The organism is Streptomyces sp. S6 (genome assembly GCF_054880855.1).
The window spans coordinates 1-24,405 of the sequence record NZ_JBTYMC010000086.1 but is presented as its reverse complement, the minus strand read 5'-3'; the positions used below and the strand labels follow the sequence as shown (position 1 = coordinate 24,405).

Annotated in this window: 26 protein-coding genes; 13 read left to right on the top strand and 13 right to left on the bottom strand. The window is 72.1% G+C overall.

Annotated features, from left to right (window positions below; translation table 11 throughout):
* The coding region (locus ACVNF4_RS14915) for an ArnT family glycosyltransferase (RefSeq protein WP_461803281.1) at window positions 1-1,317 on the bottom strand (1,317 nt) is incomplete at its 3' end.
* Window positions 1,318-1,661: 344 nt separating this feature from the next.
* Between ACVNF4_RS14915 and ACVNF4_RS14910 the strand changes: the two genes are divergently transcribed.
* The 7 genes from ACVNF4_RS14910 to ACVNF4_RS14880 all read left to right on the top strand — a co-directional run bounded on the left by ACVNF4_RS14910 (window position 1,662) and on the right by ACVNF4_RS14880 (window position 6,610).
* The gene (locus ACVNF4_RS14910) at window positions 1,662-1,880 is read left to right on the top strand and encodes a hypothetical protein (RefSeq protein WP_461803280.1); all 219 of its coding nucleotides are present in this window, start codon (window positions 1,662-1,664) and stop codon (window positions 1,878-1,880) included.
* A gap of 61 nt (window positions 1,881-1,941) precedes the next feature.
* Window positions 1,942-2,370: a GNAT family N-acetyltransferase gene (locus ACVNF4_RS14905; RefSeq protein WP_461803279.1), complete on the top strand. Its 429-nt coding sequence runs from the start codon at window positions 1,942-1,944 to the stop codon at window positions 2,368-2,370.
* A 46-nt stretch (window positions 2,371-2,416) separates the two neighbouring features.
* On the top strand, window positions 2,417-3,328 hold the full coding sequence (locus tag ACVNF4_RS14900; RefSeq protein ID WP_461803278.1) for a phytoene/squalene synthase family protein: 912 nt from the start codon (window positions 2,417-2,419) through the stop codon (window positions 3,326-3,328).
* 102 nt (window positions 3,329-3,430) lie between these two features.
* Window positions 3,431-3,988: an AMIN-like domain-containing (lipo)protein gene (locus tag ACVNF4_RS14895; RefSeq protein WP_461803277.1), complete on the top strand. Its 558-nt coding sequence runs from the start codon at window positions 3,431-3,433 to the stop codon at window positions 3,986-3,988.
* A gap of 96 nt (window positions 3,989-4,084) precedes the next feature.
* The gene (locus tag ACVNF4_RS14890; RefSeq protein ID WP_461803276.1) at window positions 4,085-4,831 is read left to right on the top strand and encodes a sugar phosphate isomerase/epimerase family protein; all 747 of its coding nucleotides are present in this window, start codon (window positions 4,085-4,087) and stop codon (window positions 4,829-4,831) included.
* Window position 4,832: 1 nt separating this feature from the next.
* Window positions 4,833-5,492, top strand: a complete 660-nt coding sequence (locus ACVNF4_RS14885) for a ThuA domain-containing protein (protein WP_461803275.1) — start codon at window positions 4,833-4,835, stop codon at window positions 5,490-5,492.
* On the top strand, window positions 5,477-6,610 hold the full coding sequence (locus ACVNF4_RS14880) for a Gfo/Idh/MocA family protein (protein ID WP_461803274.1): 1,134 nt from the start codon (window positions 5,477-5,479) through the stop codon (window positions 6,608-6,610). The genes ACVNF4_RS14885 and ACVNF4_RS14880 overlap by 16 nt, the downstream gene beginning before the upstream one ends.
* Before the next feature lie 59 nt (window positions 6,611-6,669).
* Here ACVNF4_RS14880 and ACVNF4_RS14875 read toward each other — a convergent pair whose 3' ends face one another.
* Window positions 6,670-7,503 (bottom strand): NmrA family NAD(P)-binding protein, encoded by an 834-nt coding sequence (locus ACVNF4_RS14875; RefSeq protein ID WP_461803273.1) that lies wholly within the window; start codon window positions 7,501-7,503, stop codon window positions 6,670-6,672.
* Between the two features lie 63 nt (window positions 7,504-7,566).
* On the opposite strand from ACVNF4_RS14875, the gene ACVNF4_RS14870 reads away from it, so the two are divergent.
* Together ACVNF4_RS14870 and ACVNF4_RS14865 are read left to right on the top strand one after the other, a co-directional pair.
* Window positions 7,567-7,902, top strand: a complete 336-nt coding sequence (locus ACVNF4_RS14870; protein WP_461803272.1) for a winged helix-turn-helix transcriptional regulator — start codon at window positions 7,567-7,569, stop codon at window positions 7,900-7,902.
* Window positions 7,903-7,917: 15 nt separating this feature from the next.
* Window positions 7,918-8,220, top strand: coding sequence for a carbohydrate-binding module family 14 protein (locus ACVNF4_RS14865; protein ID WP_461803271.1), 303 nt, complete (start codon window positions 7,918-7,920; stop codon window positions 8,218-8,220).
* Here ACVNF4_RS14865 and ACVNF4_RS14860 read toward each other — a convergent pair whose 3' ends face one another.
* The 3 genes from ACVNF4_RS14860 to ACVNF4_RS14850 are packed head-to-tail and all read right to left on the bottom strand — an operon-like array spanning window position 8,221 to window position 11,442.
* The gene (locus ACVNF4_RS14860) at window positions 8,221-9,132 is read right to left on the bottom strand and encodes a Gfo/Idh/MocA family protein (RefSeq protein WP_461803270.1); all 912 of its coding nucleotides are present in this window, start codon (window positions 9,130-9,132) and stop codon (window positions 8,221-8,223) included.
* 4 nt (window positions 9,133-9,136) lie between these two features.
* On the bottom strand, window positions 9,137-10,204 hold the full coding sequence (locus tag ACVNF4_RS14855; protein WP_461803269.1) for a polysaccharide pyruvyl transferase family protein: 1,068 nt from the start codon (window positions 10,202-10,204) through the stop codon (window positions 9,137-9,139).
* Entirely contained in the window at window positions 10,201-11,442 is a 1,242-nt protein-coding gene (locus ACVNF4_RS14850; RefSeq protein WP_461803268.1) for a nucleotide disphospho-sugar-binding domain-containing protein, read from the bottom strand. Before ACVNF4_RS14850 ends, ACVNF4_RS14855 begins: the two co-directional genes overlap by 4 nt.
* Before the next feature lie 230 nt (window positions 11,443-11,672).
* Here ACVNF4_RS14850 and ACVNF4_RS14845 point away from each other — a divergent pair, with 230 nt between their 5' ends.
* Entirely contained in the window at window positions 11,673-12,602 is a 930-nt protein-coding gene (locus ACVNF4_RS14845; RefSeq protein WP_461803267.1) for an NAD-dependent epimerase/dehydratase family protein, read from the top strand.
* Window positions 12,590-13,951: an NDP-hexose 2,3-dehydratase family protein gene (locus ACVNF4_RS14840; RefSeq protein WP_461803266.1), complete on the top strand. Its 1,362-nt coding sequence runs from the start codon at window positions 12,590-12,592 to the stop codon at window positions 13,949-13,951. The genes ACVNF4_RS14845 and ACVNF4_RS14840 overlap by 13 nt, the downstream gene beginning before the upstream one ends.
* A gap of 1 nt (window position 13,952) precedes the next feature.
* Here the strand turns inward: ACVNF4_RS14840 and ACVNF4_RS14835 are convergent, their stop codons facing one another.
* From ACVNF4_RS14835 to ACVNF4_RS14820, 4 genes are read right to left on the bottom strand one after another with little or no spacing between them, the layout of a single operon-like run.
* Window positions 13,953-14,360, bottom strand: a complete 408-nt coding sequence (locus ACVNF4_RS14835; protein ID WP_461803265.1) for a VOC family protein — start codon at window positions 14,358-14,360, stop codon at window positions 13,953-13,955.
* Window positions 14,361-14,390: 30 nt separating this feature from the next.
* Window positions 14,391-15,410 (bottom strand): Rieske 2Fe-2S domain-containing protein, encoded by a 1,020-nt coding sequence (locus ACVNF4_RS14830; protein ID WP_461803264.1) that lies wholly within the window; start codon window positions 15,408-15,410, stop codon window positions 14,391-14,393.
* Window positions 15,411-15,415: 5 nt separating this feature from the next.
* Window positions 15,416-16,582: a cytochrome P450 gene (locus ACVNF4_RS14825; RefSeq protein WP_461803263.1), complete on the bottom strand. Its 1,167-nt coding sequence runs from the start codon at window positions 16,580-16,582 to the stop codon at window positions 15,416-15,418.
* The gene (locus ACVNF4_RS14820) at window positions 16,579-17,406 is read right to left on the bottom strand and encodes an SAM-dependent methyltransferase (RefSeq protein WP_461803262.1); all 828 of its coding nucleotides are present in this window, start codon (window positions 17,404-17,406) and stop codon (window positions 16,579-16,581) included. Before ACVNF4_RS14820 ends, ACVNF4_RS14825 begins: the two co-directional genes overlap by 4 nt.
* Window positions 17,407-17,597: 191 nt before the next feature.
* Between ACVNF4_RS14820 and ACVNF4_RS14815 the strand changes: the two genes are divergently transcribed.
* The gene (locus tag ACVNF4_RS14815; RefSeq protein ID WP_461803261.1) at window positions 17,598-18,773 is read left to right on the top strand and encodes a cytochrome P450; all 1,176 of its coding nucleotides are present in this window, start codon (window positions 17,598-17,600) and stop codon (window positions 18,771-18,773) included.
* Between the two features lie 23 nt (window positions 18,774-18,796).
* Here the strand turns inward: ACVNF4_RS14815 and ACVNF4_RS14810 are convergent, their stop codons facing one another.
* Genes ACVNF4_RS14810 through ACVNF4_RS14800 form a run of 3 tightly spaced genes read right to left on the bottom strand, consistent with a single transcriptional unit; the run spans window position 18,797 to window position 23,011 of the window.
* On the bottom strand, window positions 18,797-20,134 hold the full coding sequence (locus ACVNF4_RS14810; protein ID WP_461803260.1) for a cytochrome P450: 1,338 nt from the start codon (window positions 20,132-20,134) through the stop codon (window positions 18,797-18,799).
* Window positions 20,131-21,021 (bottom strand): SAM-dependent methyltransferase, encoded by an 891-nt coding sequence (locus ACVNF4_RS14805; RefSeq protein WP_461803259.1) that lies wholly within the window; start codon window positions 21,019-21,021, stop codon window positions 20,131-20,133. Before ACVNF4_RS14805 ends, ACVNF4_RS14810 begins: the two co-directional genes overlap by 4 nt.
* 10 nt (window positions 21,022-21,031) lie before the next feature.
* Window positions 21,032-23,011: a carbamoyltransferase family protein gene (locus ACVNF4_RS14800; RefSeq protein ID WP_461803258.1), complete on the bottom strand. Its 1,980-nt coding sequence runs from the start codon at window positions 23,009-23,011 to the stop codon at window positions 21,032-21,034.
* 261 nt (window positions 23,012-23,272) lie between these two features.
* Here ACVNF4_RS14800 and ACVNF4_RS14795 point away from each other — a divergent pair, with 261 nt between their 5' ends.
* Window positions 23,273-23,683 carry a VOC family protein gene (locus tag ACVNF4_RS14795; RefSeq protein ID WP_461803257.1) on the top strand — a complete coding sequence of 137 codons (411 nt, stop codon included), beginning with the start codon at window positions 23,273-23,275 and terminating at the stop codon, window positions 23,681-23,683.
* A 6-nt stretch (window positions 23,684-23,689) separates the two neighbouring features.
* Here ACVNF4_RS14795 and ACVNF4_RS14790 read toward each other — a convergent pair.
* A partial coding sequence (locus tag ACVNF4_RS14790) for a glycoside hydrolase domain-containing protein (RefSeq protein ID WP_461803256.1) occupies window positions 23,690-24,405 on the bottom strand: 716 nt, incomplete at its 5' end.

The following is a 24,405-nucleotide window of genomic DNA, read 5'->3' as shown; positions in this document are numbered from 1 at the left end:
CCCCGCCGTCACCGCGACAGCCGCCGGCAGGGCCACGGCCCGCCGCCCGCCGGCCCGGTACGCACGCCACATCGCGACGGTCCCGCCACCCGCGAGCGCGGCCAGCGGTACCGCGATCACGCCCATGTAGTAGGTGTGACCGCCCACGCTCCCCGCGCTGAAGACCAGGAAGAACGTGCCCAGCCAGACGCTCCAGAGCAGGAACCCGGCACGAGTCCGGTCCGTCCGGGGCCGGCCCCTGCTCCACAGCAGCCCGCAGAACGCGCCGATCGCGGCGAACGGATACAGCCAGCCGGTCTGCGAGGCGAGCGACGCGCCGAACATCTTGCCCCAGCCGTCCTGACCGGCACCCCCGGGGAAGGCGGCACGCCCGCGCGCATCCGCACGTGCATCCGCACCGACATGCACACCCGCACCCGCACCCTCTCGCCGAGCATCGGCTTCCCGGTGCCCGCCACCCCCTTGTGTCCCGCTCACACTCCCCGTCGACGCCGCACTGATCCCCAGCGCCGAGAACCGGTTCAGGAAGTTGTACCCGACCACCATGCTGAACGCGGAGTTGTCGGTCGTCCCGTCCACGTACGGCCGGTCCTTCGCCGGCACCAGCGTCACCGCCACCATCCACGACAGCGACACGGCCGTCATCACCACGGCGGACACCCCGAGGTGAACCGCCCTGCGGCGCAGGGGGATCGGCGCCGACACGAGGTACACCACGGCCAGCGCGGGCAGCACCGCCCACGCCTCCAGCATCTTGCTCTGGAAGCCGACGCCGACCCAGACCCCCGCGATCAGCAGGGGCCGCAGCCGTCCGTCCTTCGCCGCCCGCTGCGTCGCCTCGGCCGCGAGCAGCACGCACAGCGTGAACGCCGGGTCCTCCACCGCCGTCCGGAACAGGCCGACCGACACCGGTGTCAGCAGGAACGCCGTGCAGGCGACGAGGGCCGCGTTCACGCCGGCCCAGCGGGAGACGAGGCGGTGCAGGACGAGGAGGCTGAGCACGCCCTCGACGACCTGGGGCAGGACCAGTGACCAGGGGTGGAATCCGAAGATCCGCGCGGAGAGGGCCTGCGGCCACAGGAAGCCGGGGAGTTTGTCGAGCGTGATGGAGTTGCCGGGGTCGAAGGAGCCGTAGAAGAACGCCTTCCAGCTCTCCGACATGCTGCGCGCGGCGTCGGCGTAGAACGCGTGGTACGAGCTGTGGTCGATGCCCCACGTGTAGAGCACGGCGGCGAGCAGGACGAGGGCCGCCAGCGCCGGGCGGGCGTGGGCGGGCCGGTCGGAGGGGGGCCGTTCGGAGGGGGCTGTCGTTGCCATGCACAGCAGTGTTCGGCACGCTCCGGGCCGGGCCGTCCGAATCACCCCTGTTCAAGGGAATTCTCATCGTCCCGAGAACGACCCTTTAATCGTGGGGGCCGCGTTTCAACCTGTGCGGGGAATTTCATTGCCTGCCGATCGCCAGGACCAGACACAGCCCCTTCACCGCATACGCACAGGCCACTCCGCAAGCACCTGACCGGACGGGGCATACGGCACTTTCAGGACGTTTCCAAAGAGATCACCAAGAAGGCGCTCGAAACCCTCTCCGGCGAACCTATGCTCTACACCGTCTGTAGAGAATCTACCCCGCACGACAGAACGTCACGACGGAACGAGGAGACATGGCCGAGATCGACCTGAGCAAGGTGCTGGACAAGGCGTGGGCGGACAAGCCCCTCCCGGAGATCATGGCCGCGCCGGTGGCCGCGCTCAAGGGCGTCTCCGACCGGCAGGGCGACCTCCTCAAGGAGGCGTTCGGGATCAAGACCGTCGCCGACCTCGCCAACCTCAAGTACGCCCGCTGGGCCCAGGCCCTGGCCGACCTCGACACCGCCAAGTGACCCCTGCGGCCGAGCACCCCCCGAGGGGGCGTTCGGCCGCACGCGACTTAACATGTAACCCATGAACCACACGGCCGACCCTTACATGCTGCGCGCGGGCACCCCCTCCGTCGAGACCTTCCGCCGCCTGCGCACCGACGCCGGACTCTCCGACAAGGCACCCGAAGCGGTCGCGCTCGCCCTGCCCAACACGTGGTACGGCGTGGTCCTTCATCACGAGGACGACCCCATCGGCATGGGCCGGATCATCGGCGACGGCGGCACCGCGTTCCAGATCGTGGACATCTGCGTGCACCCCGCCCACCAGGGGCGAGGGCTCGGGAAGCGCATCATGGCCGCGCTCGTCGAGGAGCTGGAGCGCCGGGCGCCCGCCACCGCGTACGTCTCGCTGATCGCGGACGGGCCCGCGCGCTTCCTCTACGAGAAGTTCGGCTTCGCCGACACCGCCGCGCACGGGTCGATCGGCATGTACCGCTCGATGACGGGCTGACCGGCCCCGGCGCGGTTCCCCGCAGCCCCACCCTTACGATCACCGGGTGAGCACATGGAGACGGAGTCTGGACGCGGCGGGTGTACAGGAGGCCGGGCTGCGGCGGGACTTCGGCGGACAGCGGCGGACGGTCGCCCGATACCGGCGCACCGCCTACCTCGCGACGCGGCTGCTGCTGCCGCCGTCCGTGCTTCCGCACGCCATCACGGCGACCGCGTTCATGCACCACGGCGACAACCTCCTGGACACCGGCCCGAAGGACCGGCGTGCGGCGGCGTGGGCCGGCTGGGAGCGGCAGGTGCGGGACGCGCTGCGGACGGGAAGCGCAGGGGACCCCCTGCTGCGGGCGATGGCCCACACCGTCGCCGTCCGTCCCCGGATGCGGGAGGCGGTGGAGGCGTATCTCGCCACCGCCACCGCCGAGCTGGAGTTCGCCGGCTTCACCGACGAGGCCGACTACCAGGCGTACGTGGACGCCTACGTGCTCCCCGCGTTCATGCTCGTCGCGACCCTGGTGAGCCCCGAGGGCGACGACCGTGCGTTCCGGGCCGCCTGCCGGACGTTCATCGACGGCAGCCAGCGCCTGGACTTCGTCAACGACCTCGCCGAGGACCTCCGCGAGGGGCGGCTCGGCATTCCCTCCGGGACACTGGAGCGGTTCTGCCTCACGCCGGACGACCTCGCGGCGTTCCGGTTCCCGGCCACCGTACGGTCGTTGATCGAGTACGAGATCACGGCGGCCCGCGACATCCTCCGGCAGGCCGCTCAGCTCCCCGACTTGGCCCCACCCCCTTACCGTCCGTTGCTCGGCACCCTCGTCCGGATCGAGCTGCTCACGGCCGAGGCCGCCCTGCGGCGCGGTACCCGCCTCCTGCGCGGCTCCGCGAGCCCGCCACCGGCGCGAGCGCTGGGCGCACTGCTCAAGGCCCGCCGGGACAGGCGCACTTCGGCGTCCTGACCGAGGCACCCCGCCGACCAACAACTCCCCACAGGAGCGCAACCTTCCGGTCAAGTCCGGAGTCTCACCCCATACAAGACACTCGACTCTTGGGGGAAGAAAGTGTTACGACACAGAACCTTCTGGGCGGTCACCGCGCTGACGACCGCGGCGCTGGGCGCCACCGCGATGCCGGCCCTGGCCGCGACGAACGCTCCCGGTCAGGCGGTCGTCGCCTGTCCGGCCGGCTGGGGCAGCCTGCCGAAGAACAACTGGTCCAGCACGTCGGGGGAGTCCGTCACGGGCGTCCGGATCGGTACGCACGACTGCTACGACCGTTTCGTGATCGACGTCCCGGGCGCCTCCGCGAGCAGCCTCGGGTACACGGTCCGGTACGTCGACCGGTTGATCCAGGACCCGACCGGCGACCCGATCCCCGTGCGCGGCGGCGCGATCCTCGAAGTCGTCGTCCGCGCACCGGCGTACGACCCGGACACCGGCACCCCCACCTACCCCGGGACGACCCCGGACCCGGCCGGGTACCCGGCCTTCCGGGACGTCGTGTACGCGAGCAGCTTCGAGGGGCAGACCCAGTTCGGCCTCGGCGTCCGCGCCCGGCTGCCGTTCCGGGTCCTCCAGTTCGACGGACGGCTCGTGGTGGACGTCGCCCACTCCTGGTGACGGCGTCCCGCCGGGGTCCGGCATGTGGAGTGCCTCTGTCGCCGGACCCCCGGTTCGTGTGAACCTCCTTGCAGATCAACACTGTTGAGGAGCCGCATGCCGAACCGTGACATATCCCTCCAGCTGTACACACTCCGCTCCCTCCTCGAAGAGGATCTGGAAGGCACCCTCGCCCGCGTCGCCGAGATCGGCTACACCACCGTCGAGCCTTACGGTTTCGTCCACCGGGCGGAGCGAATATCGGACGCGCTGACCGCGCACGGCCTGTCCGCCCCCACCGCGCACGCGCCCCTGCTGTCGGAGGACCGCCCCACGGTCTACGCCGCCGCGCGACGCCTCGGCGTCGGCACGCTCATCGTGCCGATGGTCGACCCCGCCCGCTGGCAGACCCGGGACGGCATCGAGAGCCTCGCCGAGGAGCTGAACCGGGCCGCCGTCGAGGCCGCCGACCACGGGTTCACCGTCGGCTACCACAACCACCACTTCGAACTCGAACTGAAGCAGGACGGCGTGCACGGCCTGGAGATCCTCGCCGACCGTCTGGCGGACGACGTGGTCCTGGAGGTCGACACGTACTGGGCGGCCGTCGGCGGCGCGGACGTCCCGGCGCTGCTGGGCCGGCTCGGCGGCCGGGTCGCGGCCCTGCACGTCAAGGACGGGGACCGCACGCTGAACACCAAGGCCCAGGTGGCCGTCGGCGACGGCGTGCTCCCGGTCGAGGAGATCCTCGCCGCCGCACCGGCGACAGCGCTGCGCGTCGTCGAACTGGACGACTTCGACGGGGACATCCTCGACCCGGTCGCGAAGAGCCTCGGTTTCCTCAGCGGCCTGAAGGAGGGCTGACGTGGCCGTCAAGCACGCCCTCGTCGTCCGTGGCGGCTGGGAGGGACACGCCCCGGTGCAGGCCGGCGACCTGTTCGCCGCCGACCTCAAGGAGGCCGGGTACCAGGTCACCGTCTCCGGCTCCCTCGACAGCTACCTCGACGAGGACCTCCTCGCCGGCACCGATCTGATCGTGCAGTGCTGGACGATGGGCGAGATCAGCCGCGACCAGATGTCCGGCCTGTCCCGGGCGGTCCGCGCGGGAACGGGGTTCGCGGGCTGGCACGGCGGGATCGTGGACGCGTTCCGCGCCGATCCGCGCTACCAGCTGATGACGGGCGGCCAGTTCGTCCACCACCCCGAGGAGCACTCCACCTACCAGGTCAGACCGCTGCCCGGAGCGGCCGGCCATCCGGTCGTCGAGGGGATCACCCCGTTCCTCGTCACGACCGAGCAGTACTACCTGCACATGGACCCGGCCGTGGACGTCCTCGCGGTGACCGACTACCTCGACGACCCCGAGCACCCCGAACTCGCCGGGACCGTCGTCCCCGTCACCTGGACCCGCTCCTGGGGTGCGGGCCGGGTGTTCGTGTGCGCGATCGGCCACACCCTGGACGACCTGGCCGTTCCCCAGGTCCACTCGATGATCACGAAGGGCATGACATGGGCGACCCGCTGACCCCGGACCCGCAGACCCCGTACCCCGCGCTCCGCGTCGGCCTGGTCGGCGCCGGCAAGATCAGCGACGCCTACCTCACGACCCTCGCGGAGCTGAAGAACCTGCGCCTGACGGCCGTCGCCGACCTCGACGCGGAACGCGCCCGCGCCGCCGCCGAGAAGGTCCCCGGCGCCCGCACGGCGACCCTCGACGAGCTGTACGACGCCGAGGACGTCGACCTCGTCCTCAACCTCACGATCCCCGCCGCCCACGCGACGGTCGCCCACGCGGCGATAGCAGCCGGCAAGCACGTCTACGGCGAGAAGCCCCTCGCGACCACCACCCCCGCCGCCCGTGCGCTGCTGGACGCCGCCGCCGAGGCGGGCGTCCGGATCGGGTGCGCGCCGGACACGGTCCTCGGCACCGGTGTGCAGACCGCACGTGCGGCGGTGGACGGCGGGGACATCGGGGTGCCGGTCTCGGCGAGCGCGTTCATGGTCACCCCGGGGCCCGAACGCTGGCATCCGGACCCGGAGTTCTACTACCAGCCGGGCGGCGGGCCGCTCCTCGACATGGGCCCGTACTACCTGACCTCGCTGGTGACGCTGCTGGGGCCGGTGCGCCGGGTCGTCGGCATGTCCTCGGCGCCGCTGGCCGAGCGGTTCATCGGCCAGGGGTACCGGGCCGGGACGAGGTTCCCGGTCGAGGTCGCCACCCATGTCACCGGCGTCCTCGAACACCGCTCGGGCGCCCTGTCCACGCTGGTGATGAGCTTCGACGTGTGGGGCAGCACGCTCCCCCGCATCGAGGTCCACGGCACGGACGGCTCCCTGTCCGTGCCCGACCCCAACCACTTCGACGGGCCGGTCAGGCTGCTGCGGGCCGGCGCCCAGGAGTGGGAGGAACTCCCGGTTCTCGGCGGCTACCTCGGCGCCTCCCGGGGCTACGGGGTCGCCGACCTCGCCCGTGCCGTCTCGCTGGGCGAACCGCACCGCGCCGACGGCGAACTCGCCTACCACGTCCTCGACATCATGGAGTCGCTGCTCGCGGCGGCCGAGAGCGGCGCCTCCGTCGAGGTGTCCGGCGACTGCGCCCGCCCGTCGGCGGTCCCGGCGGACGCCCGCCCCGAGGAACGCTGACGGCCCTTGAAAAGACGCCCTGTCGGCCACGCCTCGTGGCCGCCAGGGCGGACGAGTTCTCAGAAGGCGATGTCGGCCAGCCACTGCGCCGTCGTACGCGGAGTGATCCCGAGGAGTTTCTGCGCGGAGGTCTCCGGGTCGATCGGACGGCCGGGCAGGGTGCTCATCGCCTGGTAGAGGCCGGCGACGCCCTCGGCCGGGCCCTCGCCGATGAGGGGGGCGATCGCGGCGCGCATCTCCTCGGGGGTGATCGGCGCGAAGACGACGTCACGGCCGAGGCGGGCGGCGAACGCCTCGGCGAGGTCGGGGCCGGTGATCGCCGGGTACTGGCCGACGGAGACCGTGCCGGTGACGTCGGTCCGCTCGAAGAGGGCGCCGACGGCGTCGGCGATGTCCAGGTGGGAGGCCCAGGAGACGGGGAAGTCGGCGCGGATCGGGTAGGGCAGCACACCGCGCTCGCGGGCCGACCCGGCGACGTGCGGCATGAGCAGGTTCTCCAGGTACAGCACCGGCTCGATCACCGCGTGGGACACCCCGCTGTCGGCGAGCCCGACGACAAGCTCCGCGACGGCTCCCGCGAAGGCGGGTGCGCCGCTGGTGGAGAACACGACCCGCTCCGGGCGGGCCTCGCGGACGGCGGTGAGGATGTTGGCCGCGTAGGTGCCGCGCTCGTCCTCCGAGGTCATGGGCAGGTGGACGAAGACCCCGGCCGCCCCCTGGTAGGCGGCGGTCAGCGCGGCGGCGGAGGAGAAGTCGGCGACGACCGTCTTCGCGCCGGGCACGACGGTGTCGGCGCTCCGGGTCAGGGCCGTCACGGGCTTGCCCGCGGCGGCGAGGGCGGCGACGACGGGGGCACCTTGGGCGCCGGTGGCGCCGTGGATCACGTAGGTCATGGCGCTATTAGTGCACGCGGTGCACCAGTTACATCAACTGCACCATTGGGCTACCCTCGGAAAATGTCCGACCTTCCCGAGTGCGGTGTCGCCCGCTTCCTCACCCTCCTCCAGGGCCCCTGGGCCACCCTCATCGTCCGTGAACTCCTGCGCGGCCCGCACCGCTTCACCGAACTGCGCGACTCCCTCCCGGGTATCAGCCCCCACACCCTGACCAGCCGGCTGCGTCAGTTCGAGGCGCACGGCATCGTCGTCCGCACCACCTACGCGGAGATCCCGCCGCGCGTCGAGTACCGCCTCACCCCGCTCGGCGAGGGGCTGCGCGAGGTCCTCGAAGCGATGGGCGCCTGGGCGGACCGCGTCCCCGTGTCCGGCGACCGGGTGACGTCCGGAGCGTGAAGTCGTTGTCCCGGCATGAAGATCCGCACGCTCTGTGCCACCGCCCTCGGCTCCCTCCTGCTCACTCTGGGAACCGCTTCCCCGTCGGTCGCCGCAGCACTCCCGGAGGGCTACTGCGCGGGCGCCCCGGACGGCAACTACTCGGCGCCGGGCCACCAGGACGAGCAGTACGTGGAGTGCCGGGGCGGCGCGGCACGTCTCCAGTCCTGTTCCCCGGGCCTGATCTTCGATCCCCGCTCGCGTCCCTGGGGCCAGTGCGACTGGCCGGCCGCCGTCGGTGAACCCGTGAAGGTCTACCCACCCGGCCGACCCGCTTGACTACCGCGCCGCCCGGATCAGCCGCTCCAAGGTCCTGGCGTCGTCGAGGAGCGGCCCGTCGAACTCCCGCGACCCCGTGCGGACGGCCTCCACGACCCGCTCCAGGAAGATCCGCATGCTGTCGGCCGGCGGCACCCGCCGCACGTGCCGTCCCCCGGCGTCGTCCACCGTCACCTCGACCTCCAGGCCGGGCGGCGCCGAGAAGGGCCGTTCGACCCGCGTCACCCCACGTCCGCCCAGCAGTTGGAGCGTGTTCTGGTAGACGCTGGTGAACCCGAAGTGCCCGACGGCGGTCCGTCCTCCCGCGTACCGGGCCAGCGCGCTGTAGGAGAGGTCGAGCCCGTCCGGCCCGCGCTCCCCCACCAGCACGCTCACCTCCTCGGGCACCAGCCCCCACAACACCCGCCCGAGGGAGGCGAGATAGGGACCGGTGTCGAGGAGGGCGCCACCGCCTCGCGCGCGGTCGTGGCGGAAGTCGTCGGCCGGTACGGGCGGGGTGAACACGGCCACCGCCTTCGTCGCATCCAGCGCGTACTCCCGCACGACGTCGAACAGCGGGTGGAACGCGTGACAGGTCGCCTCCGCGAGCACCAGCGACGACCGCCGCGCCACCTCCACCACCCCGGCGTCCAGCCGGGCCGGTTTGTCGACCACCACATGCCACCCCCGCTCCAGCAACTCCCGTACGGCGACGGCATGTTCACTGTTGACCAGCGACACGTACGCCAGCCCCGGCGCCCTCGATGCCACCGCAGTCCGCCAGTGGCCGTACACCGCACGCACGCCGGACACCTCCCCCGGCACGGCGTGCCGGCTCGCGACATCGACGGCGGTGATCCCCGCGATCCCCTCGGCTGCGGGCAGCACCCGGCGCCGGGCGAACCGCGAGAGCCCGATCAGCAGCAGTTCCATACCGTCACCCGTAGATCCGTCGAGCCACCGCCAGCTTCACGGCACGCAACTCCGCCAGCCGCTCGGCGCGGTACCCCCCGCCGCCGGGTTCCTCGGGGATCTCCCCCTTCTCCAGCAGCCGCCACCCCGACCCCCCTTCGATCAGCGAACGGTGTTTGGTGCCGTAGTAGTCGGGCCGCACCGCCAGCGCCACCCCGCTCGCGCCCGCCGCAGCGGCCACCAGATGCGGATGGAACCGCGTACTGATCCACCGCTGCCCCGGCCGGGCGGGCAGCCCATGCGCGAGGACGTCGGCGAGGGAGTACCGGCGCACGACGGGCAGCAACTCCTCGGCCAGCGCCAGGACTTCACGGTCGGCGTCCGGCGAGCACTCCAGCAGCCCCACCCCCCTCACCCCCCACCCCCGCAGCATCTCGCCGACCCACCGGACCGTCTCCCCGGCCGCCCCCTCGGCGGTCAGCGACTGCACACTCACCATGACCTCCGGCGCCTGGTCCCCCGCCCGCAGCAGGTGCTCCCCGAACCCGAGGAACAGGTCGTCGGCGGTGGCGACGGCCCCGGCGTACCCGGCGGACGGCGCGTCCCGCACGTCGACGACGTCGAACCGGTCCAGCAGGGACCGTACGAGCCCGGTCTCGTCGGCGGGCGGCCACAGCCCCTGCCCGGTCACGGCGATGCGCGCCCCGCCGGTCTCGGCGGCGGTGACGATCCCCGCCAGCAGTCCGGTGAAGAAGGGCCACAGAGCGTTGAGGAACCCGCCGCCGACCAGATGGATCACCCGCGCACCGGCCGGTCCGGCCGCCCGCGCCGCCTCGGCGACCCCCGCGCAGACGACAGCCGGATCCCGCTCCTCCCAGTGCTCCAGACACAGCCCCCACAGCACGTCGGTGAAGCGGGCGCGCGGGTGGATGCCGGTCAGGTGCGCGGCGGCCGTCTCGGGGTACAGGCAGTCGACGACGACGTCCGTGTCCGGCGCGGTCTCGGCGAGGTGGCGCAGCCAGGTCGCCGCGATGAGTTCGTCCCCGTAGTTGGGGATCCCCGCCGGGCAGACGAGGTGGTGGGCGCCGCTCATGAGGCGAGGTGGAGCGCTGTGAGCTCCTCGATGCGGGCCACGCACTCCTGGGGTGGCGGGTCGGCGAGGTAGTCGGCGTGCAGGCGGTCGGCGCCGTCCTGGAAGGCGGGTTCGTCGAGGACGCGGGCGAGCGCCTTGCCGAGGTCGGCGCCGTCGAGTCCGTCGAGTCCGAACGCGAACCCCGCGCCGTATTCGGCGACTTGGCGTGCGGTGGCCGTCTCGTCCCACAGCGGCTGCGGGACGACGATCTGCGGCACCCGGCAGGCGGCGGCCGTGGTGAAGGTGCCTCGGCCTCCTTGGTGGACGATCGCCGAGCAGGTGGGCAGGAGCCGGTCGAAGGGAACGTGTCCGACGGCGTGCGCGTTGGCCGGGAGCGGGCCGAGGCCGCCGGGGAGGGCGAGGAGGAGGTCGACGTCCAGGCCGCTGACGGCGTCGAGGAAGCCGGGGAGCGGGAATCCGGACGTGCCGCCGATCTGCCGGCGGGTCATGCCGAGGGTGAGGAGGGCGCGGGGGCGGGCGGGTGGCTTCGTGAGGTGCGGGTCGAGTGGGGTCGGGCCGCAGTAGGGGACGCGGCGGACGGGGAGGGTGGTGGTGCGGGCGGGGCGGGGGTGGGGGCGGCCGAGGTCGACGGTCCAGTCGCCGAGGAGGGTCGCGGGGGTGAACTCCAGTCCGTACGGGGCGAGTAGGGGTGCTAGCCAGTCGGCGCCCGGGTCGCGTGCGTCCGCTCCGCCGAGCCGGTCGCGGAGCAGGGCGACGGTGTCGGCGCCCCAGACGAGCCGGGCGTGGGCGGCGCCGCAGCGGCGGGCGGCCACGGGGGCGGGGAACATCAGCATGTCCCACAGGACGAGGTGGGGCCGCCAGGAGCCGGTGAACGCGACCAGCTTCCGCAGCAGGCCGTGCCGTTCGCCGAGCGGGACGTCCGGCGCGAACACCTGCGTGCACAGGAAGCGCAGTGCCTCGTGGAACCCGGACCAGCGCCGGTCGTCGGGGTCGTCCGGGTCCATCGCGAGGAACCCGGAGTCGTTGTGCTCGCCGGGCCGCACCGGCGAGATGTCGCCCGCCGCGCCGAGGGGTACGGCGGTCAGGCCGGCGTCCTCGATGTGCCGGGCGGCGTCCCGTTCGGGCCCGAGGTCGGCGGTGACGACGATCTCGTGCCCGGCGTCGCGCAGGGCGCGGGCCAGCGGGATCACCGCGTTGAGGTGCGCCGTCACGGGCAGGACGGCGAGGACGATGCGCATCTCGGGGTTCTCCGTTGTGGTGCGGCCTGAGCGGGTGCGGTGCGGCCCGGTCGGGCTTCCCTCGACCTTCCCCCGACCTTTCCCGGCCCCGCATCCGATCACGCATTCGATTAGGCCGGTCGAGTTCACATCGGGGGCGGCGCTGCGACACACGGGTTACAAGTCCGCCCGGGCGGGGTCCTCGCGCGCCGGACGGAGAACGGATGAGGGGGAGAAGAGGAGCGTGGAACATGACACGGATCGCCGTCGTAGGGGCCGGGTTTCTGGGCAGTGCCCTCGCCGTGGGGGCTGGGCGCCGGGGCCTGGACGTCACCGTGATCGGGCGTTCGGACCCGTTCGGGCTGGGTGAGACGTCGTCGGTGCGGTTCGTACTCGGGGGCGGCGCCGAGGAGTTGCCGGCCGTGCTGGGGCGGGGCGCCGACGCCGTCGTGATCGCGGCCGGGGGGCGGTTCCCGGTGCCGTCGGGGGACGAGCCCGAGGCGGATGTGGTGGAGACGCTGTCGCTGGTGGTGAACGTGTGCGAGGCGGTCCGCTCGCTCGGCCCCGGCACCCGGATCGTGTTCCTGTCGTCGGCGGGCGGCGTCTACGCGCCGGGCACCGGCCCGCGCACCGAGGACCATCCCGCGCGGCCCGTCTCCCCGTACGGCATGTCGCGGCTGGCCGCCGAGGAGTACCTGGACTTCTACCGCCGGGTGCACGGCCTGTCGTGCACGGCGCTGCGCTGTTCCAACGTGTACGGCAGGCTGCTGCCGGAGGCGCGGGGCCAGGGGGTGGTGTCGGCGGCGTTCCGCTGCGCGCTGACCGGCAAGCCGTTCGTCCTGCACGGCACCGGGGAGCAGCGCCGCGACTTCCTGCACGTGGACGACTTCACGGGGGCCGTACTCGATCTGGTGGGCCTGCGCGGGGAGTTGCCGGGGACGGTCAACGTCGGTTCGGGGGTGGGGTGTTCGGTCGCGGAGGTGGTGGAGCTGGTGTCGGCGGCGACGGAGCGGCACATCCCCGTGGCGGCGGGGCCGAGCGCGGGGACGGACACCGGGAGCCTGGTGGTGGACGCGTCGCTGCTGCGCTCGCTGGTCGGTTTCGAGCCGCTGGCCCCGGCCGCCGGTCTGGAACGCATGGCGCGTGCGCTGCGGGAGGGGGCGGACGCATGTCGGTTCTGATCACCGGCGCGCGGGACTTCCTGTCCTCGGTGCGCACCGCCGGGACGCCACTCACCCCGGACCCGGAGGCGTTCTTGCGCGAGCGGGCCGCCGCGTCGTCGTTCCGGGTCGAGCAGATCCCGCTGGACTCCCTCACCAACTGGCGGCTCGGTGAGCATCTCGGACACGCGTCGGGCCGTTTCTTCACGGTGGAGGGCCTCGCCGTGCGCACCACGTTCGGTACGACACCGCAGTGGTGCCAGCCGATCATCGTGCAGCCCGACATCGGGATCCTCGGGATCCTGGTGAAGCGGATCGGCGGTGTCCTGCACTTTCTGATGCAGGCGAAGATGGAGCCGGGGAACACCGCGCTGGTGCAGTACTCGGCGACGGTGCAGGCGACGCCGAGCAACTACGAGCGGGTGCACGGCGGCCGGGCGACGCCGTATCTCGATTACTTCTTGCGGCCGGGCGGCCGGAGAGTCGTCTTCGACCAGCTCCTGTCCGAGCATTCCTCCTGGTACCTGTACAAGCGCAACCGGAACATGATCGTGGAGATCCCGCCGGACGAAGAGGTGCCCGTCGGCAAGGAGTTTACCTGGCTGACGCTGGGTCAGCTGCGGCGGATGCTGGCGCTCGGCGACCGGGTGAACATGAACGCGCGGACCGTCCTGTCGTCCATCACGTACGCGTCGCACGGCGGTTCGGCGGACGACGACGCCGTCGTCCTGTCGCATCAGCGGCAGACCTCGGACGCGGACGTCGCCTCGGCGATGACGTGGCTCATCGACCAGAAGGCGCGGTTCGACCTCGATGTGCGGCGCATGAGCCTGCGTGACATGCCGGGGTGGGTGTGCGACGGGCACAGCGTGCGGCACGTCGAGGGCCGGTACTTCCAGATCATCGGCCTGTCGGTGGGGGCGACGAGCCGTGAGGTGGCCTCGTGGACGCAGCCGATGCTGCGGCCGAACCCGGGCAACGTCGCGGCGTTCGTCTGCCAACTCCGTGACGGCACTCTCCAGTTCCTCGTGCAGGCGATGGCCCAGCCGGGTGCGACGGACCGGGTGGAGCTGGCGCCGACCGTGCAGTTGACGCCGGGCAGCTACCGGGGTCTTGAGGATCTGCCGCCGCTGGCCGGGCTGTTGGACCGGGACCCGGCGTGGACGGTCGTGGACTCGGTGCAGTCGGAGGACGGCGGCCGGTTCCAGAACGCCGACACCCGGCACCTGGTGGTGCGGATCCCGGAGGGCCTGACGGTCGACGCGCCGCCCAACTACCGCTGGATGTCCCTGGGGTTGCTCAACCGGCTGATGCGTCTCGGCTACTACCTGAACGTCGAGACGCGCAGCCTGATGGCCTGCCTCCTGTGAGTCACGCGTACCGCGCCAGGTCACTCGCCCGGAAGGTCGCCCGGTCGTGGACGCCGATGACGTACTTGTCGATGTCCCGGAAGTAGAAGACCCGTTGCCCCAGGTCGTCCGTCAACGGCCCTTTGATCGCACCGGCCTTGTAGCGCACCCGCTCGTAGAAGTCGTCGAAGTCGTCGACGGTCAGATACAGCACCCCGGCCATGCCGACCGGGGCTCCGGCGAGCTGCGGCAGCCACTCCCCGAGGTCGGCGTTGCTCTGGATCAGCCCGCAGAACTCGCCCTGGTACAGGAGCATGTGGACGTCGTCGCCGGGCCGGGCGAGGCTGGAGTCGACGTCGAAGCCGAGACTCAGGTAGAAGCCGATGCTGTCGGCGGTGCTGCGGACGCTGATGCAGGGGGTGAACGGCATGACGGCCTCCTGGTGCTCGGCGGACGGGAACTACTCTGCGGGACGCGGCCCTTCAGCGGGGTAGAACTGCTCGGCCCATTTCCGGTACCGGCCGATCGGGCCGTCCCCGGCCGCGAGCCGGGGTGTGCGCCGGTATCGCTGGTACTGCCACACCGGCAGGTCGGGAAGGCTCCCTGCGGCGTGCACGGCGTAGAACACCTCCCGAAGAAGCCGTGCCGCGAGGACGCCCGCCAGGCCGGACGACGCTGTCGTGGCCGTCGCGGCGAACCGGAACTCGCTCCGCCAGGCGCCGACCGGGGTGGGCAGCGCGAAGAACCTCGTCCGGGCACCCGCGAAAGACCCCTTGAAGGGCAGGGCGCTCTCGATGACGGTGAGTCCGAGACCGTGCACGGCGAACGTGTACTCCGCCGTCACCCGCCCGAGCCTCGGGAGTGTGCGGACGACCTGGAATCCGCCCGTGCAGACGGGCCCGTCGAACGACGCCTCGGGCTCCGTCGCGAGGGTCGCGCCGTGCAGTTGCTCCAGATGCCCGAAGTCGATGACGTTCTCGGTCATCTGCTGGGGGTGGCTGGCGACTTCGTACGTCCGTGCGCGGGGCCGCTGCCAGCCGGCGGTGGGGATGCGGGGCGGCTCCCACCCCGGAGCACCGCTGCCGAGCCACACCAGGACGAGCCCTCCGGTCTCCCGCACGTGCAGCGTCCCGAGCGCGGCCCTCGGCGCCGCCCGCCCGTACGGCGTCCGCAGGCAGGGCCCGTCGAGGCTGAACGTGAACCGGTGGAACCCGCAGACGATCTCCTCCCCCGACACGGCCCCCATCACCCCGAGATGCGCGCCGAGGTGGGGGCAGTGGGGCCGCAGCGCGCGCAGCGCCCCGCTCGCGCCCCTGGCGAGGACGACGTCCTCCTCCCCCAGTCTGCGGGTCAGTACGGCGCCGGGCCGGATCTCGTGCCCGAAGCCGACGCAGAACCAGCCTTCGGGGAGGGGAAGTTCCGCCTCCTGGGCGGGAGTTGCCCCTCTGCCGTCCCTGAACAGCTTGAGCTGCCTGCGCACCGGCGTCACCACCGCACCGGCAGTTCGGCCAGCCCACCGGTGACGCTGTCCTGACGCATCGTCAGCCTCTCCGGGGCCTTGGCGAGGCTCAACTCCGGGAGACGTTCGGTGAGTTGGGTGAGGACCGCGTGGAGTTCGAGCCTGGCCAGCGGCGCCCCCAGGCAGTACCGGCCGCCGTGCCCGAAGGTGACGTGCGCGCCGGCCTGCCGGGTGATGTCGAGGGCGTCGGGGTCGGGGAACGCGTCCGGGTCGTGGTTGGCGGCGCTGTTGCCGAGCAGGACGAGGTCCCCGGCGCGCACGGCGGTCCCGTCGATCTCCAGGTCCTCCCGCGCGTACCGGGGGATGCCGCCGCCCGCCCCCGTCGTCGAGGCGCGCAGGATCTCCTCGACGGCGCCGGGGATCAGCCCGGGGTCCGCGACGAGCGCCCGCCACTGCTCGGGGTGGGCCAGCAGCAGGAGCACCCCGAGGCCGATGTGGACGACCGTCGTCTCGTGCCCGGCGAACAGCAGGGCCATCGACAGGCCGGCGGTCTCGTCGTCGCCGACGCCGTCGGTCGCGGCCAGCCGGGAGAGCACGTCGTCGCCGGGTTCGGCGCGTTTGCGGGCCACCAACTCGTGCCCGTACGCGAAGAGTTCGAGCATGCCCCGCTGGGCGCGGCCGGGGTCGCCGAGGGTGGCGGCGTCGGCGGTCCAGGTGTGGAAGCGGTCGCGGTCCTCGTAGGGGACGCCGAGGAGTTCGCAGATCACCAGGATCGGCAGGGGTTCGGCGAGGGCGGTGTGCAGGTCGGCGGGCGGGCCGTGCTCGGTGAGGTCGTCGAGGAGGCGGGCGGTGAGGGCCTCGACGCGGGGGCGCAGGGCGCGCATGTTCCGGGGGGAGAAGTGCGGGCGCAGCAGGGCGCGGATGCGGGCGTGGTCGGCGGCCTCGGTGGCGAAGTCGCCGAGCAGGCCGTTGAAGAGGGTCTCGTCGGTGCGGGCGGCCGTCTCGGGGGTCGGGTGGGTGCGGCCGAGCCGGTCGTCGTCCAGGAGGCGCCGGACCTGCGCGTGTCCGGTGACGAGCCAGGCCGGGTCGTCCATCGCGGTGCGCACGGGGTGGACGGTGCCCTCGGCCTGGAGTTCGCGCAGTCGGGGGGCGATCCGCAGCGGGCCGGCCAGGTCGAACGGCAGCCGTGTCACGACGCGAGGGGCCGGCGGGCGACGACCAGGAGGTAGCCGAGCAGGGCGGGATCCATCAGGGCCTGCGGGTCGAAGTAGCAGCGCGCCTCGACGTCGTCGTCCGCGAGGTCCAGTGCCCGCGCGCGCTCCGCGAGGAGGGCGAACGACCTCGGGACGGTCTCGTCGCTGATGTCGAGCAGCTCCACGAACTCCAGTCCGGCCGCTCTCAACAGGGCGGGATAGCCGTCGAGTTCGGCGAGGGTGGAGCCCATCTCCGTGCACAGGGCGCCGGTGTCGCCGGTGTGGGCGGGGCGCCGGAAGAAGTCGGTGAGGACGAGTCTGCCGCCGGGCCGCAGCACCCGTCGGACCTCCCGCAGGGCCTGTGCCCGGTCGGGCATGTGGGGCATCGATTCGAGGGCGAAGGCCGCGTCGAAGGTGGCGTCGGCGTACGGCTGCCGCATGGCGTCCGCCTGCTGGAAGACGACCCGGCCGGTGAGCGCGGCGTCCCGGGCCGACCGGTCGGCGCGCTCGACCTGTTCACGGCTGACGGAGATGCCGGTGACCCCGGCGCCCGTGCGGCGGGCGATCCGCAGGGCGGGGGCGCCGACCCCGCAGCCGACGTCGAGGACCCGGGACCCGGCGCCGATGCGCAGCCGGTCGGTCATGACGTCGGTGAGCCGGTCCATGGCCTCGTCGTAGGTGAGGGGGCTGTCCGGGGTGTCCCAGTAGCCGAGGTGGGCGTTGAAGCCGTCGCCGCCCGTGAGATCGGCGGCGAGGACGGTCATGCGGTCGTACATCCGCCCGACGTCCTCGGCCACGGGCCGCGCTGTCACCGGTTCTGTCATCTGTCCTCCGCTCGGGTCGCTGTCCGGATTCCTGTCTCCCGCGCCCGGCGGCCGAAACGCCGCCCTTCGGGAGAGGCACCGTCAGGGTGAATTGCTGACGCCGTATGGATACTTCGCCGGGCCGGGGCGCGCGGGGCGGGTCGGCTACGGGTACGTCCGCGTCCTGCCGTCGACACGAAAAGAGCCCCCGCATGTCCGCACCCGCCGCGTACCCGTTCAACGAAGGCCCCGGTCTGGAACTGTCCGACCGGTACGAAGAAGCGCGCCGGGGTGCGGGGTTGCGCCGGGTGCGGCTGCCCTACGGCGGACCGGCGTGGCTCGTGACGCGGTACGCGGACGCGCGGACCGTCCTCGGGGACCCGGTGTTCAGCCGGGCCGCCTGCGCCGTCAACGACGAACCCCGGGAGGCGCCGCACCAGGTCAACCGGGGCCTGCTGGCGATGGATCCGCCGGACCACACCCGGCTCAGGCGGCTGCTCGCGGCGGCGTTCACCGTGCAGCGCATCGAGCGGATGCGGCCCGAAGTGCGGGCGCTGGCCGAGGGGTTGGCGGACGGCATGGTGGCCGCCGGGCAACCCGCCGACCTGGTCGAGTCGTTCGCGCTGCCGCTGCCCGTGACCGTGATCTGCCGGCTGCTCGGGGTACCGGAGGCGGACCTGCCGCGCTTCCGGAAGTGGAGCGACGACGCCGTGTCCAGCGAGGTGAGCGCGCGGGACGCCGAGGCCGGCCTGCGGGAGTTCCACACCTATATGTCGGAGCTGGTCGCCGAGCGCCGGACGCGGCCCGGGGACGATCTGATGACGGCGCTCATCGCGGCCCGGGACAACGAGGACCGGCTCACCGAGGACGAGTTGTTCGAGCAGTGCGTGGGCCTGCTGATCGCCGGTCACGAGTCCACCGCCACGTCGATCCCCGCCTTCCTGTACACGCTGTTCCAGCACCCGGAGCAGCTCCAACGCCTGCGCGCCGAGCCCGAGTTGATCCCGGCCGCCGTCGAGGAGCTGCTCCGGTACGTGCCGTTGCGGGGCGGCGCCCTGGCCGCCCGCTGGGCCACCCGGGACGTCGAGGTCGGCGGGACGCTGGTCCGCGAGGGCGAGCCCGTCGTCGTCTCGGTGGGTTCGGCGGACCGTGACGCGGAGCGCTTCGCCGACCCCGACACCCTCGACTTCGACCGGCCCGCCAACCAGCACCTGGGGTTCGGGCACGGCGTCCACTACTGTCCCGGCTCGGCGTTGGCCCGGCTGGAGATCCAGGAGGCCCTGCGCGCGCTGCTGACGCGGCTGCCGGGGCTGCGTCTCGCCGGGGAGCCGGTGTGGCGGTCGCGGATGTCGCTGCGGGGGTTGCGGGAGATGCCGGTGGGGTGGTGAGCGCACCTTCCGGCTGACGTGTCTCACCTGGGTGTCCGCTCCCGCAGGGACATCGGCAGCGAACGCGGTGTGGACGACAGCCGGGGCGCCATGCGGGCGTGCGCCCCGGGAAGGGGGTCCAGTTGCCAGCGGGCCACGATCGAGGCGAGGGCGAGGCTCGCCTCGGTCAGGGCGAAGACCTCGCCGATGCACTTGCGGGCGCCGCTGCCGAACGGCGTGAACACCCCGCGCGCCGGCCGTCCCGCGTCGTGGCCCCAGCGGTCGGGGTCGAAGCGCTCGGGGTCGGGGAAGAGGTCGGCGCGGTGGTGCACGATGTGCGGGCTGTAGATGACGATCGACCCGGCGGGGAGCCGGTGCCCGGCGAGTTCGGCGGCCCGTGTGGTGACGCGCGTGAAGAGCCAGCCCGGCGGATACAGCCGCAGCGTCTCCATCACGACCCGCCGGGTCAGCTCCAGGTCCGGGAGGTCGTCGTGCGTGGCGACCCGTCCGGCGAGGACCGTGTCGACCTCGGTGTGCAGCCGCTCCCGGATGCCGGGGTGGCGGCCGAGGAGGTAGAGCGCCCAGGACAGCAGGGGCGCGGTCGTCTCGCTGCCGCCGAGGTAGAACGTGAAGACCTGGTCGTGGAGTTCGTCCTCACCGAGCCCCCGTCCCTCGTCGTCGCGCACGGCCAGCAGGATGGACAGCAGGTCGCCGTGGTCGACGCCCGCGCGCCGGTAGTCGTCGGTGAGCTGCGCGACGTACTGCCGCAGGCGTGCGCGGGCCCGGTGGAAGCGGCGGTTGCCCGGGGTCGGCAGCCGGTTCAGCACGGACCAGGGCAGCAGCATGCGGCGCATCATGCCGGTCATCACGTCGTGCATGCACAGCCGCAGTTCCGCGAACGTCTCGTCGTCGAGTTCGGCGGCGAACAGGGTGCGTGTCGCGAGGTTCGCGGTCAGCTCGTTCATCGTCGCGAGGACGTCGAGTTCACGGCCCTCCGTCCAGCCGTCGAGCATCGCGGTGATCTCCGAGGACATCACCTTCGCGTAGCCGGGGAGGCGTTCGTGGTGGAACGCCGGTTGCAGGAGGCGGCGTTGGCGGCGGTGCTCCTTGTGCGGGCAGGTCGCGAGGCCGTTGCCGGCGACGGTCCGGACGAGGTCGAAGATCGCGCCGCCCTTGTCGTACGTCCGGTCGTCGAGGAGGACCTGGTGGACGAGGTCGGGGTCGCACAGGACATGGAACGGCACGGGTCCGAGCTTGATGCGGACGAGGTCGCCGTGGGTGGGGAGGGAGGCCAGGAAGGGGAGCGGGTGCCGGGCCAGCGGCAGGGCGTGGCCGAGGACGGGGAGGGCGCCGGGGGCGGAGACGGGTGCGGGACCGGTCATGCGCGGTCGCTCCCGGGTACGGTGTCGTCGTCCCGCCTGCGCGCGACCCAGCAGCCCATGACGATCTTCCCCGCCAGGCAGCCGTCCCGCAGTGCCGGCAGCGATCTCGCGAGGAGGTTCTCGAAGCCGTCCGCCGTGAGGTCCGTGCCCGGCTCGGACGAACTTGCCGCCGCCGGCGCCCAGTTGGGCCCGGTGTCGCCGTGGTCGTCGTACCGGGACACGGACTCGACGTCGAACCCGGCCTCCTCCAGGTACCCCTTCAGCTCGCCGAACGGAATGACGTGCGGGATGGCGAAGCCCTGGCACATGGGCTCCACCCAGCGCGCGTACTCGGCGTCGGAGAGGCCGTCCGCGCAGAACCAGTCGGCGCCGGTGAACGCGCCGCCGGGGCGCAGGACTTCGGCGATCCCGGCGTAGACGCGCCGTTTGTCGGGGGCGTAGCACAGGGCCTCAATGGAGAAGACCCCGTCGAACTCCCCTGCCTCGAACGGCAGGTTCATCGCGTCGGCCTCGACGAACGTCAGCCGTTCGTTCCCCGCGTGCAGCGAACGCGCCACCTCGATCTGGTGTCCGCAGATGTTGACGCCGGTCACCTCGGCGCCGGTGTGCTCGGCGACGGTCGCGGCGGGGCCGCCGATGCCGCAGCCGACGTCGAGGAGCCGGTTCCCGGCGGTGAAACCGGCCTGGTCGGCGAGCCGGCGCTGCATCGTGTGCTGGGCCTCGTGGAGCTGCTGGCCCTCGGCGAACCAGGCGAGGTGGAAGGAGTCGGACCAGACGTCGCGGCAGACGTCGGTGACCTGCGCGTAGTAGGTGTCGACGACGCGGGCGTAGTGGTGTTCGCGGCCGGAGGGGGTTCGCACCAGCTCCAGGTATTCGGCGTTGTGCATGCGGTTCCCTTCAGGAAGCTGGAGTGAGGGTGAAGAATCGCTGCTGCCACAGGGCGTGCAGTTCGGTGCGGGTCTCTTCGGCGAGCGGACCGACCGGTCTGGTGCCGTCCGCCTTCTCCAGCACCGCGAACAGCTCCGGAGACACGGCGGCCCGGGGCCCGGTCGCGTAGTCGAGGAGGATCTCGTGGCTGACGGCGCCTCCCGGCCCGACCGTCCTGACCAGCCGCGTGACGGGCCGGAAGGTGAGGACGAGGCTGTCGAGGGCGGCGAGGAATCCGGGCCGTCTGCGCACGAGGAGGTCGTCGACGACGGCGCAGTCCAGGTCCGTCGTCAGGAGGCAGGTCAGAACGTCCTCGACGCTCTGGACGATCGGCTCGGCGTTGTTGTTCATCGACGTGTTGAGCAGGACCGGGGTGCCGGTGAGGGCGCCGAAGCGGGTGATCAGGCGGTGGACGCGGGGGTTCGTCTCGGGGTCGACGGTCTGGACGCGGGCCGTGCCGTCGACGTGGGTGACCGCGCCGAGGTGCTCGCGGTGTTCGGGGCGCACGTCCACGACGAACGACATGAAGTCGTGGTGCGCGGTGGTGTCGGTGAGGTCGAAGTACGTGTCGGCGGCTTCGGCGACGACCATCGGCGCGAACGGCCGGAAGCTCTCCCGTTTCTTGATCATCGCGTTGATGCGGGTCCGGTTCCCGGCGGGGCGCGGGTCGGCGAGGATGCTGCGGTGGCCGAGCGCGCGCGGCCCGAACTCCGAGCGCCCCTGCGCCCATCCGACGACGGCGCCCCCGGCGAGCAGCCGGGCCGTCTCCTCGACGACGTCGTCCGGGCGCTCGTACTCCACGAGCCCGCTCCACGCCGCGACCTTCTCCTCGACGTCCTTCGCGCTGCCGAGGGCCGGTCCGAGGCTCGCGCCGCGCATGCGTTCCTTGAGGCGTACCGTCCCCGTCAGCGACTCCTGTGCCAGCAGCGCGGCGCCCTCCGCCGTGCCCGCGTCGTGGGAGGCGGGGTGGACGAACATCTCGGTGAAGAGTCCCGAGCGCAGAATCGCGCCGTTCAGGCTGGAGTTGTGGGCGACTCCACCGCTGAACACGAGCCGGGTGTGCCGGGTGGACCGACTCCAGTGCGCCAGCACGTGCAGGACGATCTTCTCCAGCATTTCCTGGAGACCCGCCGCGAAGTCCTTGTGGCACTGCTCCAGGGATTCGAACGAGCGGCGGGGCGGCATTCCGCGGGAGAAGAACATGTTGGTCACGTATTCGAATGCCAGTGCGTGCGGCGGGAATTCGTAATCCCCGTCCGGGCCGAGTGTGTACATCGACTCGAACACGTCACGAAAGGCGGCGGGGTCTCCGTAGGGGGCGAGTCCCATCACCTTGTACTCGTCGCCGAACCGGAAACCGAGGTGCCTGGTGGCGTTCAGATACAACAGTCCGAGGGATTTGTGCATGGCGAACTTGGTGAGGGGTTCCAACTCGCCGCCGGTGGCGCCGAACACGGTTCCCGAGGAATCCTCGCCCATGCCGTCGAGGACGACGACGAGGGCCTCCGCCATTCCGGAGCGGGTGAGGCCGGACAGGGCGTGGGCGCGGTGGTGCGAGGCGTGGACGAGCCTGTCGTCGGGGAGGTCCCAGTTCAGGGCCTCCTTGAGGCGGGCCCTGGTCAACTGCCGTGAGTAGCCGAGCGGTACGGCCGGATGGTCGGCGTAGAGGCCGTTGAGCATGAGGTCGAGATACCGCTCGGGGAAGTAGTAGCCGACCGCGTCGATGTCGGCGGGGGTGGCGCCGGCCAGTTCGAGGCAGGCGCGCACGGCGTTGACGGGGAATTTCGTCGTGTGCTTGATCCGGTTGAGCCGTTCCTCCTCGACCGCCGCGATCAGTACGCCGTCCTGGACCAGGGCGGCAGCGGCGTCGTGGTACATGTACTCGCGCAGACCGGGCACGATATCGGAGTTCTCGGGGGAGAAGTTTCCGTTCAGTCCGATCGTCAGCATGTTCGACAACGTAAGGTCGCCGAACGGGCCCCCGCAATTCGAACAAGAAGCTGTACACGTTCGGCCGAATCCCGTACACCGACCGCCGCCGGTCCCTTTCACGTCCGCAACTCCGGTCACTCACCTGCGGGTTGGCCGGATGAATACCACCTCTCGAACTCCGCCCCGGCCTGTTCGCTTACGGTCGATACGCTGGGCGGGCTCGGTCCCGGCCGGCCATGCCTGATCCCTTTCTCCTTGCCTTGCGGAGAGGAAACGACCATGCAGGTACTGCCGCACGTGGACTTCTTCGGAACCTGTGAAGAAGCCATCGACTTCTACCGGGCCGCCCTCGGGGCGAAGGTCGAGACCCTGAGCCGGTACAGCGACCTGGCGGCCGAGCACGCCGTCCCCGACGACCTGGGCCACAAAGTGCACTTCGCGACGCTGCGGATCGGTGAGGGGTTACTGACCTGCGGGGACGTGATGCTGGAGCCGATCGACCACGGCGGTCACTCGATCCTCCTGGTCGTCGACGACGCCGAGGAGGCCCAGCGCCTGTCGGACGCGCTCTCCTCGGGCGACGGCACGGTCCACTTCGAGCTGCGCGACACCGCCGGCGGCGACCAGGCCGCCGGTGTCGTCGACAAGTTCGGCATCCGCTGGTACTTCCACGTGCAGGGCGAGGCCTGACGGACGTCAGCCTCTGTGGACCGCGACCGAGGTGAAGACGGGGGTGGTGCGGACGAGGTGGCCGGTGCCCGGGATGTCGGGGTACCTGCCGATGCTCGCCCACACCGCCCACGCGGAGAGCGCGCCGAGGTCGTCGTTGCCGACGAGACCGGCGGGGCCGTCCCCGAACAGGGCGGCCAGCGCGCGGTGGACGGTGTCCCGGACCCGGTCGGGGCGGCCCGCGTAGGCGTAGGCCCACGGGGTGCCGAAGGACGGCTCGTTGCCGAGGTAGGCGTACGGCTTGTGCGGGCCCGCGTTGAGCTCGGTGAAGAAGGTGTCGAGCCGGGCGGTCGCGGCGTCCGTGCCGCCCATCGTCGCGAAGAGGCCCGGCAGGTCGTGCGGGACCAGCCACGCGTACTGCGCGCCGTTGCCCTCGACGTACTCGGCGGTCTGCGCGGGGTCGTACGCGGGCCAGGTGCCGTCCGCCGCGCGGGGCTGGACGGAGCCGGTGGCGGGGTTGACGAGGTTCCGCCAGTTCCCTGACGCCTTCAACAGCATGTCGTGGGCGTCCCGGTCGCCGAGGCGCTCGGCGAGGCGGGCCAGCGCGTGGTCGGCGACGGCGTATTCCAGGGTCGTGGAGACGGAGCCCCACACACCCCGGGTGCCGGCGGGGAGGTAGCCGAGGGTGTCGTACCGCTCGTGCCCGGGGCGCTGGCGGTCGTCCCGGCGGCCGGCCAGCGCCG